The organism is Alkalihalobacillus phoenicis (genome assembly GCF_047302405.1).
Taxonomy (GTDB): domain Bacteria; phylum Bacillota; class Bacilli; order Bacillales; family Bacillaceae_D; genus Alkalihalobacillus.
Genome location: NZ_CP154853.1, coordinates 1,952,534 through 1,963,537 on the forward strand (window position 1 = coordinate 1,952,534; position 11,004 = coordinate 1,963,537).

The window sequence follows — 11,004 nt, forward strand, 5'->3', positions numbered from 1 at the left end:
ATTAGGTGCTATTAACAAAGCCATTGTCAACAGATAAACCTGAGTTATTAAAACAAAAGGTAGAAGACATGGAATTCCAAATGTTACGGTTACAAGATAACTTAAAGGAAATAGCTAAAAAGTGGCATATATTAGGTTTTGAACAACTCGATAACGAAGAATGGGTGATTGTATCATTGCTTGATGATGGCAACTCTTGTAAAATTATGCTTAATTCAAATGATAAAGCTTACCGAGGTACTTGGGATTTTTCGATTCAAGCTCAATATGAAAATGATTATACGATTCACATCGGTGATATAAAAGGCGAAGCAAATAAAGGCTTTGGCAGTATCTGTATGAATTATTTAAAAGACCACGCCTGTTTGCATAATGTGCAAGTGATTAAAGGTGATATCGCTAAGCGAGACTGGAACCATCTTGATAGACTTATCCATTTTTATAAAAAACATGAATTTACGATTGAACTCAATCGTGCTGAACAATCAGGTGCGATTGCTTGTTATCCTCATGCATAAAATAAACCAGCTCGGATAGGTCATCTTACCTAACGAGCTGGTTTTCTAACCTTATCATCCTTTTTTAATCAAATTGAACCGTCTCAATCATCCTAATAAACTCTACTTTAATCGCCTCCATATCATCGCCTTGCGGTAAAAAAATTGTATAGCTAACAACCGTTTCTTGATATTTTTTCGCAAGATGATAAATTTGAGAATCTCCTTCTTCTGATTGATAATGCTCAACATATGCATATTCAAGATCTTTTAATTCGATATCATATTCAGCTATTTCTCCTTGGCTATGTTCCAATAAATTTCCTTCCATTGCTTCTAGATCAGCATTCTTTCCATTATCCACAATACGAAGGAAATACTCACTTTGAGCATCATGATATATTTGATCCGTTCTTGACTCTTCTAATGTAAAGGCATAATCATCGAGAACATAAATTTGATACCCTAATTCACTATTAAAATAACTTCCTGATTGTGATTCAATTCCATCGTTTTCTCCAACTGGTAATTCAACTTCTTCTTCTGAAGACTCTCCTCCATTATTCGACTCTTCAGGCTCATTAACTTCACTTGATGGAGACTCCTCGATGTCCTCCTGCTCGCTATCATTCTCCACTTCTACATTACAAGCGACAAGTGAAAGAAGAAATGTAGCCACCATTAACCGTTTGTACCACATATCATCCCCTCCTCATTCAACATGTTCTTTTCTACGTACTCTTCCTTTTATGATTCCTATTCAAACATATTAACCTTTACTCCTTGCGTTCCTTATTCTTACTCTTCTTTTTTCTTAAATATATAAAAACAATTGTCAAGATAATCGCAAGTAGGGCTAATAATGGGGACAAACCTACAATCACTACAATCAAACCAGATGCTAAGGATAAAAGGAAATTAATCGTTTCGATAAATAACTTCTTCGCCTTTTCCACCGTATTTAAATCATCATTTCCTTGAATATGGTCAACGATTATTTTCTTTTCAACGAGTTGAATAGTAACTTCTGCGTAATCTGTTCGATTATTCAAGAAAATAATCCGACCTTCTATTTGTTCGATTTCTTGCTGAACACGTTCTAAATCATTTGAAATTTTTAATAATTGCTCCGTTTCTTCAGCACTTTCTAAAAATTGATACAATCGTTCTTCTACTACTTTTTTAGATCTTAAACGAGCTTCTAAATCAACATACTCTTCTGTTACATCTTGGCCGTTCATTTCTTTTTCTTTTAAATGATAATCTGAATCCTCTATCAGATAAATATAATCATGGAGCTCAGTCGTTGGTATTCGTACGGTTAATTGTCCATTAACCATATCATCATATTCATTAAAGAATGATTGAACGACATAACCACCTAACTGATTGACTTCATTGGTTAACCGCTTTTCTGCTTCTTCATAATCACTGACTTCAATCGTTAAATAAGAGGAATAAATGATTTTCCTGTCTTCAACTTCAGCCCCTTGACTAATAGCCCTATCCGCATCCTCACTTATTTCAACTGCTACTAATTCATTTTCGGAATAATCATTTGACGATTCGGTTTGGGGCTGATCAGGATAAACCCCCATATTTGCTTCTTCTTGAGGAGAATCTTGTTGTTTGCACCCTATCAAAATAAAACAAACAACAGTTAAAAGAATTACGATCATTGTTCTAAACTTCATCATTCCACCTTCTTACCATTTTTATCTATAAAACGCCAACATAGACAATAAAGTTTCAAATGAATGTTATAAAGTGAGTGGTAAGACACCGCTCCCGGGATGGGGGCACGCTAAGTTTCATTTTCTATCAAAAAACCAAAAGAATCGCTCTTTCATTTAGAGTGGAGTTACCACACTACAGGAAGCGGATCATGATTTTCGGGGGCGGTGAACATCGCTCCATGTCCACCTAGCTATTCTCATTCAAAAATAGAAAAAACCGATGTAATTTTACTCGTTGTAAAATACATCGGTTTTTCTATTTAAGGGCTTTTAGGACAGCCCTTCTCTGACATTAAACTTCATTCAATGCTGTTTTGATACTTTCAATTGTAATGTTACGATGCGTATCACACCATGATGGAGATTCATCTTCCACAATAATTAATTGCGGGGAATGATGAGTCACCTCTAAATCATTGGCGATTAAGTTTGAAATAGGTCTCGATTCTATTACCTTCACTAAACAGAATTCAGCGTCATCATCTGTATAATTAGAAACATACTTTTCGTATACTTCGTTAGCTTCAGCACTAATAGGACATTGAGTACTATGTTTAAATACATAAACCTTTTTTTCATTCGACTTTCTATACATATCGTTCCATTCGTTTTCAGTCGTCAATTCCTTAATGACTGCCACTTGGATCACCTCTATAAAATACTAATCAAAATCTTCATATTATAAGATAGCTCTTATCATCCACTTTTGCAACCATAAATTTGAAATTTTTTTTCCTATTCTGTGTAATACATTAAAGCGATTGCTCCTGGACCCGTATGAGTACTGATAATCGGAGATGTTTCGGTAATTAAAATATTAGAAGATAAATTGGAAATTTTGTCAATAGACTCCTTAAGCTTATCAGCTAATGGCTCAGCTCCAATATGAGCAATGGCCACCGCTTTAGCTTGTTTCCCTTTTTCAATCGTATCTTCTTCAAACTTTTTCGTTAATAATTTTATCATTTGTAAATGTGTTCGTACTTTTTCAACGGGTGTGTACACGCCATCAGCTAAAGAGGCAATTGGTTTAATTTTTAACAAAGAACCTAAAAGAGCTTTCCCTTTTCCAATTCTCCCACCTTTCGCCAAATATTCTAACGTATCCACCATTAGATAAAGAGAAGAACTTTCCTTTACACCCTCTAAATGAGCTACGATTTCTTCAACCGACTTTCCGTCTTTTGCCCATCTAGCTGCTTCTAATACTTGAAACCCAAGCGCATGTGAAATAAAGGAAGAATTTATCACTGTTACATTTGCATCCACCATCGTAGAAGCAAGTTGTGCCGTTTGAAAAGTTCCACTCATTCCTTCCGTCAAATGAATAGAGATAATTTGAGTATCTTCATGCTCATTTGCTAAACGTGAATAAACTTCCTGAAAAACACCGATAGCCGGTTGCGAGCTTTTAGGTAATTCTTTTGATTTCACTAACTTTTCCAGAAATTCACCCTTTGTAATATCAATCCCATCTAAATAAGTTTGTCCATCGACCGTAATAGATAAAGGGACCACTTCAATGTCAAATTCCTCTATCCATTCTTTTGGTAAATCACAGGTTGAATCCGTTACAATGCGAATAGTCATTCAATTAACTCCTTAACTCCCATTTAAATGGTTCTTTTTCAATACAGCATAATTTTTCTCTATCAATACTTTTTACTACTACTTTTAACTTGTGATAATAAGACTGCATTTTCCTCATCATAACATAGGTCGAAGAAGGAATGATAGGGATTTTTTATGAATGATTATTTCTTGCTAGCCTTTAGATGAAAGCCCTTTTTCAGAACAAAACCTCTTTCTTTTTTCAGCATTATTAGGACGATTATCACACATCCACATGCACACTTCCCCTGATTGAAAGATTCGTTCTATTTTTATTTGCCTATCACAAATCGAATCTCTTGATAACTAATGGTTTCATCTACTTGTTCTTTTATTGGTTTTAATTTTTCTGTTCCTACGACCTTAACCACTTGTTTGATCTGCTCAACCTTCCATGGATCCACATACTTTTCTAAAGTATCGATTTCCCCATTGTGTAGACCTTTAATTAAATGAGATTGAATCGTTCGTTCCGTCAAGTTCTGCTCCTTAGCCATTTCTTTTACCGTTTTTCCGTCTAGAAATGCCTCAACAGATTGAAGATAATTCCATGACTTTCGAGATTGACTAGATGGCTCACCAACATGGTTAACGTCCGACACTTTTCGCTCTTGATATTGGAGCAAAACGTCTATAAACGCCTGACCATATTGCTCAAGTTTCATCGTTCCAACTCCAGAAATCTGACTCATCTCTTCCTCTGTTACTGGTATAACTTGACTCATCTGTTTGAGCGTTTTATCAGAAAAGACTAAATAAGGAGCCACCCCTTGTTTATCAGCCAGCTCTTTTCTTTTATTCCTTAACGCCTCAAACACTTCATCATCACTTTTTACTTCCCTTTTTATTTTGACGATTCGTTGGTAAACTTTCTCTTCCCCTTTTAAAACATTAACTGCTTTATTTGTTAATTGTAATGTAGGATACCCACTATTTGTCGGTTTAATGTATTGCTCTGCACTTAAATAGTCTATAAAGGAAGCAACCTCCTTCATGGTCCATTCTTTCATTAACCCATAGGTTGGCAACTGTTCTAATTGAAATTGTCTGAGCTTTTGATTGGATGATCCAACTAAAATTTGAGCAATGATTGTTTTTCCAAACCGCTCTCTAACCCGCTTAATACATGAAAAGACTTTTTGAGCTTCTGTCGTTCGCTCTATTTGTTCATTTTCATTTAAACAATTGTTACATTTTCCACAATTTGAAACTTCCTCATCCCCAAAATATCGTAAAATATACGATTGTAAACAGAGCTCCGTATGGCAATATGAAACCATCTTCTGTAAGTTTCCATACTCTTGTTCTTTACGTTCTTCACTTGCTTCTGATTGTTCGATTAAAAATTGCTGTGTACGAATGTCCTGTGGAGAAAAAAACAAAATACATTCACTTTCCTCCCCATCACGCCCAGCACGACCCGCTTCTTGATAATAAGCTTCAATCGTTCTTGGCAATTGATAATGGATAATAAATCGTACATTTGATTTATCAACCCCCATCCCAAAAGCATTCGTTGCAACCATTAATGACTTTTGATCATTAATAAATGCTTCTTGATTTTCCTGTCTTATGCCCTCTGACAATCCACCATGGTAATATGTAACTGAAAATCCGAGTTTTAATATTGTATGATACAGACTTTCCACTTCTTTACGGGTTGTCGCATAAATAATTCCCGACTGTCCTTGTTTTTGATTTAATAATTGTTTCAAATAGTAGGGGCGATCGACTCCCTTAAATAAGGTTAATGATAAATTCTCACGCTTGTAACCAGTAGAAACGACATTACTCGCCGGTATTTGTAAATGTTTGCGTAGATCCTCTTTGACCTCATCTGTCGCTGTTGCTGTTAAAGCTAAAACCGTCGGCCTATTTGTAAGCGTCGAAAGCCAATTGGGGATTTGCATATAGCTAGGTCTAAAATCATGCCCCCACTCTGAGAGACAATGAGCTTCATCAATGGCCACATTAGAAATTTCGATTTTTTTGATGATATTCATAAAGGACGGATGATGTAATCTTTCAGGAGCAACATAGACTAGGTTATAAACTCCTGCTGATAGGTTTTCTAATCGATTCATTTCCTCCTTCTTTGTTAATGTACTGTTTATATACGTTCCTTTCACACCAAGTTGGGCAAGAGCATCCACTTGATCTTTCATTAAAGAAATCAGTGGAGAAATGACAAGTGTTATTCCTTCTGAGATAAGAGCGGGAATTTGATAACATAACGATTTTCCACTTCCAGTCGGCATGATCGCTAACGTATCTTCACCTTGTAATACTTGTTCAATCACTTGCTTTTGACCTAAACGAAAATCACTGTAACCATATACATCTTTAAGAACGAGTCTTGCCTCTTTCATTCCCCTTTTTAGCATTCAAAACACCCTTCATTAATTATTCAATGTTTAATGATCACTCCGTATGAATCGATCATCATCCGCACTCGGATTTCCTCTACCATCTAAATTGTTTGTAATAAAAAATAAAGCTTCATCAACAATCATAACATCTCGAACTCGACCATAGTCCGAAATAATATGGTCAAGCTTTTCTGTTTCAAGCTCAACACTCTATATCTATATTTTTCTTCTTCAGAAATAGATAAAATCCTTCCTATTATTCTCTCACTGTATCTCCTATTCCTCACAAAAAGAAAAAAATAATACAATTTCTTTTATTTTTTTTACGAATGCTCCCCGTTATAGTACAATCATGGTATAATTCTTTATTCGAGTTTAAAATATTGGAGGAAAGAGACGAATATGATAACCGTCACAAATGTAGGTCTACAATACGGAGACCGAAAATTATTTGAAGAAGTAAATATTAAATTTACACCAGGAAATTGTTATGGCTTAATCGGAGCCAATGGAGCTGGTAAATCGACCTTTCTTAAGATTTTATCAGGTGAAATTGAACCTCAACAAGGAGATGTCTCATTAAAACCAGGCCAACGACTTGCTGTTCTTAAACAAAACCATTTTGAATACGAAGAATTTGAAGTTTTAAGTACTGTCATTATGGGACACGCTAGACTTTACGAAGTGATGAAAGAAAAAGATGCGATTTATATGAAAGAAGAATTTTCCGATGAGGATGGCATTAAAGCAGCCGAACTTGAAGGAGAATTTGCTGAACTTAATGGTTGGGAAGCGGAATCTGAAGCAGCCATTCTTTTAAAAGGACTTGGTGTCACTGAAGAGCTTCACACGAAAAAAATGAGTGAGCTTTCCGGTTCAGATAAAGTAAAAGTACTCCTTGCTCAAGCCTTATTTGGTGAACCAGATGTGCTATTACTAGATGAGCCAACAAACCACCTTGACCTTAAAGCCATTCAATGGTTAGAAGAGTTTTTAATTAACTTTGAAAATACGGTCATCGTTGTATCTCATGATCGTCACTTCTTAAATAAAGTTTGTACCCATATTGCCGACTTAGACTTTAGTAAAATTCAAATTTACGTTGGGAACTATGATTTCTGGTATGAGTCAAGCCAATTAGCTTCGAGAATGGCTAATGACGCTAATAAGAAAAAAGAAGAAAAAATCAAAGAACTTCAAAGCTTTATTGCCCGATTTAGTGCCAATGCTTCGAAATCCAAACAAGCAACTTCAAGGAAGAAACTTTTAGATAAAATCGAGCTCGATGATATTCGACCATCATCAAGGAAATACCCTTATGTTCATTTTACACCAGAACGTGAAATTGGAAACGACTTATTACGAGTTGAAAACCTTTCTAAAACAATCGATGGTGTAAAAGTATTAAACAATGTCAGCTTTGTTATAAACAAGGACGATAAAATTGCTCTACTTGGAAAAAATGAAATTGCTAAAACAACCTTATTTAAAATTCTTGCTGGTGAAATCGAGCCAGACGAAGGCTCTTATAAATGGGGTATTACAACATCACAAGCTTATTTTCCAAAAGACAACTCTGCCTTTTTTGAAGGCAGTGATTTAAATTTAGTTGATTGGTTAAGACAATATTCACCTCAAGATGATAGTGACACGTTTCTACGTGGATTTTTAGGTCGCATGCTCTTCTCTGGTGATGAAGTAAAGAAAAAAGCTTCTGTTTTATCAGGAGGAGAAAAAGTTCGTTGTATGCTTTCAAAAATGATGTTAAGTGGAGCGAATGTACTTTTATTGGATGAACCAACAAACCACCTTGATTTAGAATCGATTACAGCTGTCAATAATGGTTTAATCAACTTTAAAGGTTCACTTATCTTCTCCTCTCATGACCACCAATTTAATGAAACGGTCGCGAACCGAATTATTGAAATTACAGAAGAAGGCATCATCGACAGTGAGCAAAGCTATAATGAATATTTAGAAACAAAATAATTGTAGTAAAAAACCTCAAGAATTCTTGAGGTTTTTTTATTCAGCAACTTTATTTGTGGCTTGATACTTTTTTCGCTTGCTTTTAATGATCAGTATCGTTAATACGACCAAGGCTACACCAACGAGGGTAAAAATAAGTTGCTCGACAAAAGACGTCCAATCGGTTATCGTACGACCATAGTGAAATCCAAGAAAAAAATACAGACTTAACCAAACTAAGGCTGATGAATGTGCAATTAACACAAAGTGTAAATAGCGAAAGCGCGCTAAGCCTACACTAAACGGAACCGCATGACGAGCAAATGGAAAAAAATAACTGAATGAGGCCGCTTTTAATCCGAAACGCTCTAAAAGCTCCATTCCTTTTATTGCTCGTTTTGTCCACACGGTTGGCTTCTTTGCTGTTTCCGTATGAGGTATAACTTTTTTATTTGCAAAATAACCAATTGAATATAAAATCGTTCCATGCAAAAAAATCGCCGAAAAAATAGTTAGGAAGGCAGGCAAAGGAGATAAAAAAGAATACGTTGAAAAATACCCTCCTGCCATTAATAACACTTCATTAGGAACTGGAAAAACAAATAATCCAATTGCAAAAAGAATAAACAATGCGGCATATCCGTGCTCTAGAATAAACTGATAAACCGTTGTTAAATCCATCGCTCCAATCCCTTTCCTTAAAACATCTCATATTATACTAATAGTGTAACTGATTAAGAGAAAAAAAGGAAAGAATAACCCTTTTTAGGAAAGAACGATCCCTAAAAAAAAAGCCAGCATTAGCTAGCTCAAAGGTTGCGGAAATATTCTTTATAATAACCGCCAATTTTACCCGTATTATCAATTACAAAATAAAATTCTTCTGTTTCATTTTTTAACTCATATTTTTTTCCAGCCGTTAAAGCTTCATTCACCTTAAATTTTTTCGCCTCTGTATGTACACATTCAATTTCACGAATCGTTTTTGCCTCTTGCCACGTTTGATGAATCATTTTATTGCCACCTTTCTTATATAGCTTTTCTTCTTTATATTATATTAGCTTTTGAATCATTTGCAAAGGCTCCATTGTATAACAATGCCCACTGAAAAACACCTTTTTAGGAATTGCTATTTGATATACTCCGCCAGCGGAATACCCTTCGCTTTCCGCGGACGAACTGCTGAGCCTCCTCACTTCGCTGCGGGGTCTCATCAGCCCGTTTTTCCGCAGGAGTCTCCGGGTATTCCGCTGGCTCCGTTTTGGACTTTATATTTTCAATTAAAAAAAGATGAGTTGTTGATATTAATGTTAGCTTTTTTTCTCTTTAAATATTCATCTACAATGAGCAAAGTATGCCAAATACTCAGAGCTATTTAATACTCAGGTTGTTTTTCAGTGCCTTCTGATGCTGTTATAGGGGGGGACTTTCAATTTGATGCTAGTTTAAAGGACCATCGTCAATCTCGAATATAACATAAAAAACGACGAGAGGTTTCCATTAACTTCTCGTCGTTTCGTTTGAAGGAGGCTATTAAGCTGACCCTTCTAATGATATTAACCTTCTAATAATAATGATTCTGGATCTTCTAGTAATTCTTTTACTCTTACTAGGAAACCAACTGCTTCTTTCCCATCAACAATACGATGATCATAGGATAAAGCGATATACATCATCGGACGGTTTTCGAAGTTTTCTTGATCGATAGCAACAGGACGCCATTGAATTTTGTGCATTCCTAAAATCCCAACTTGTGGAGCATTTAGAATTGGTGTCGACATTAACGAACCGAATGTACCACCATTTGTAATCGTAAAACTTCCACCTTGCAGATCACCTAAAGCCAACTTATTATCACGAGCTTTTTTACCAAGCTCTCCTATTTCTTTTTCAATTCCAGCGAAGCTTAATTTATCTGCATCACGTACAACTGGAACAACTAATCCGTTATCTGTTGATACAGCAATACCGATATCATAGAACTTTTTCAATAAAATTTCGTCACCTTGAATTTCCGCATTTAAAAGAGGGAATTCTTTTAATGCCCCAATAACGGCTTTTGTAAAGAATGACATAAATCCTAATTTAACACCATTTTTATCTAAGAAAGCATCTTTACGACGTTTACGTACGTCCATAACAGCTGTCATATCGATTTCATTAAAAGTCGTTAACATGGCCGCTGTTTGTTGGGCTTCCACCAAACGTTTTGCGATTGTTTGACGACGGCGTGTCATTTTAATACGTTCTGCTGGTTTTCCATCATCAGAAGTAGTGGCAGCAGGTGCTACTGATTTTTTCGGTGCTGGAGCTGACTTTTCTGCTTTTTTCGGTTGATAGTTTTCAACATCTTGCTTACGCACACGACCTGTTGGGTCATTCGTTGAAACATCATTTAAATTAATGCCTTTTTCACGAGCTAATTTGCGAGCAGCTGGAGACGCTAATGGACGACCACCTTCAGAAGAAGAATCCTCTTCTTTTTGCTCTCCTTTAGGCTCCGATTTTTCTTCCTGTTTTGCTTCAACTTTTGGTTCTTCAGCTGAAGTGCTGCTTGAATCTCCACTCTCAGAGCCGTTATCGTCAATCACTGCGATTACTTCACCAACTTCAACCGTGTCACCTGGCTCCTTTTTTAATTCTTTAATGACACCAGAGTGTTCAGCAGTTATTTCTAAATTCACCTTGTCTGTTTCTAATTCAGCAATGAAATCGCCTTGATTTACATATTCCCCAACTTCTTTTAACCACTGTGCTATTGTTCCTTCTGTAATCGATTCTGCCAATTCAGGTACTTTAATTTCAATCACGACTTACGGCCTC

The 11,004-nt window shown here is 35.8% G+C and carries 10 protein-coding genes; 2 read left to right on the top strand and 8 right to left on the bottom strand.

All coding sequences use genetic code 11. The features are described 5' to 3' along the window. The first annotated feature begins 68 nt into the window (after window positions 1–68). Window positions 69–518: a hypothetical protein gene (locus tag AA0017_RS09225; RefSeq protein ID WP_413382517.1), complete on the top strand. Its 450-nt coding sequence runs from the start codon at window positions 69–71 to the stop codon at window positions 516–518. 64 nt (window positions 519–582) lie between these two features. On the opposite strand, the gene AA0017_RS09230 is transcribed toward AA0017_RS09225, so the two are convergent. The 5 genes from AA0017_RS09230 to recQ all read right to left on the bottom strand — a co-directional run bounded on the left by AA0017_RS09230 (window position 583) and on the right by recQ (window position 6,228). Further along, window positions 583–1,197, bottom strand: a complete 615-nt coding sequence (locus AA0017_RS09230) for a hypothetical protein (RefSeq protein WP_413381173.1) — start codon at window positions 1,195–1,197, stop codon at window positions 583–585. A 76-nt stretch (window positions 1,198–1,273) separates the two neighbouring features. Further along, entirely contained in the window at window positions 1,274–2,191 is a 918-nt protein-coding gene (locus AA0017_RS09235) for a DUF4349 domain-containing protein (RefSeq protein WP_413381175.1), read from the bottom strand. A gap of 334 nt (window positions 2,192–2,525) precedes the next feature. Continuing rightward, window positions 2,526–2,873: a bacillithiol system redox-active protein YtxJ gene (gene ytxJ, locus AA0017_RS09240; RefSeq protein WP_413381177.1), complete on the bottom strand. Its 348-nt coding sequence runs from the start codon at window positions 2,871–2,873 to the stop codon at window positions 2,526–2,528. Between the two features lie 95 nt (window positions 2,874–2,968). Further along, entirely contained in the window at window positions 2,969–3,823 is an 855-nt protein-coding gene (locus AA0017_RS09245; protein WP_413381179.1) for a DegV family protein, read from the bottom strand. Between the two features lie 293 nt (window positions 3,824–4,116). Continuing rightward, window positions 4,117–6,228: a DNA helicase RecQ gene (gene recQ, locus AA0017_RS09250; protein ID WP_413381181.1), complete on the bottom strand. Its 2,112-nt coding sequence runs from the start codon at window positions 6,226–6,228 to the stop codon at window positions 4,117–4,119. Window positions 6,229–6,615: 387 nt separating this feature from the next. Between recQ and AA0017_RS09255 the strand changes: the two genes are divergently transcribed. Beyond that, a complete protein-coding gene (locus AA0017_RS09255) occupies window positions 6,616–8,202 on the top strand; it encodes an ABC-F family ATP-binding cassette domain-containing protein (protein WP_413381183.1) in 1,587 nt (528 codons plus the stop codon). A 36-nt stretch (window positions 8,203–8,238) separates the two neighbouring features. Here AA0017_RS09255 and AA0017_RS09260 read toward each other — a convergent pair whose 3' ends face one another. From AA0017_RS09260 to odhB, 3 genes are all read right to left on the bottom strand, one after another. After that, window positions 8,239–8,862: a DedA family protein gene (locus AA0017_RS09260; protein ID WP_413381185.1), complete on the bottom strand. Its 624-nt coding sequence runs from the start codon at window positions 8,860–8,862 to the stop codon at window positions 8,239–8,241. Between the two features lie 128 nt (window positions 8,863–8,990). Further along, window positions 8,991–9,194: a DUF6501 family protein gene (locus AA0017_RS09265; RefSeq protein WP_413381187.1), complete on the bottom strand. Its 204-nt coding sequence runs from the start codon at window positions 9,192–9,194 to the stop codon at window positions 8,991–8,993. A 543-nt stretch (window positions 9,195–9,737) separates the two neighbouring features. Beyond that, window positions 9,738–10,991, bottom strand: coding sequence for a 2-oxoglutarate dehydrogenase complex dihydrolipoyllysine-residue succinyltransferase (gene odhB, locus AA0017_RS09270; RefSeq protein ID WP_413381189.1), 1,254 nt, complete (start codon window positions 10,989–10,991; stop codon window positions 9,738–9,740). Window positions 10,992–11,004 lie beyond the last annotated feature (13 nt).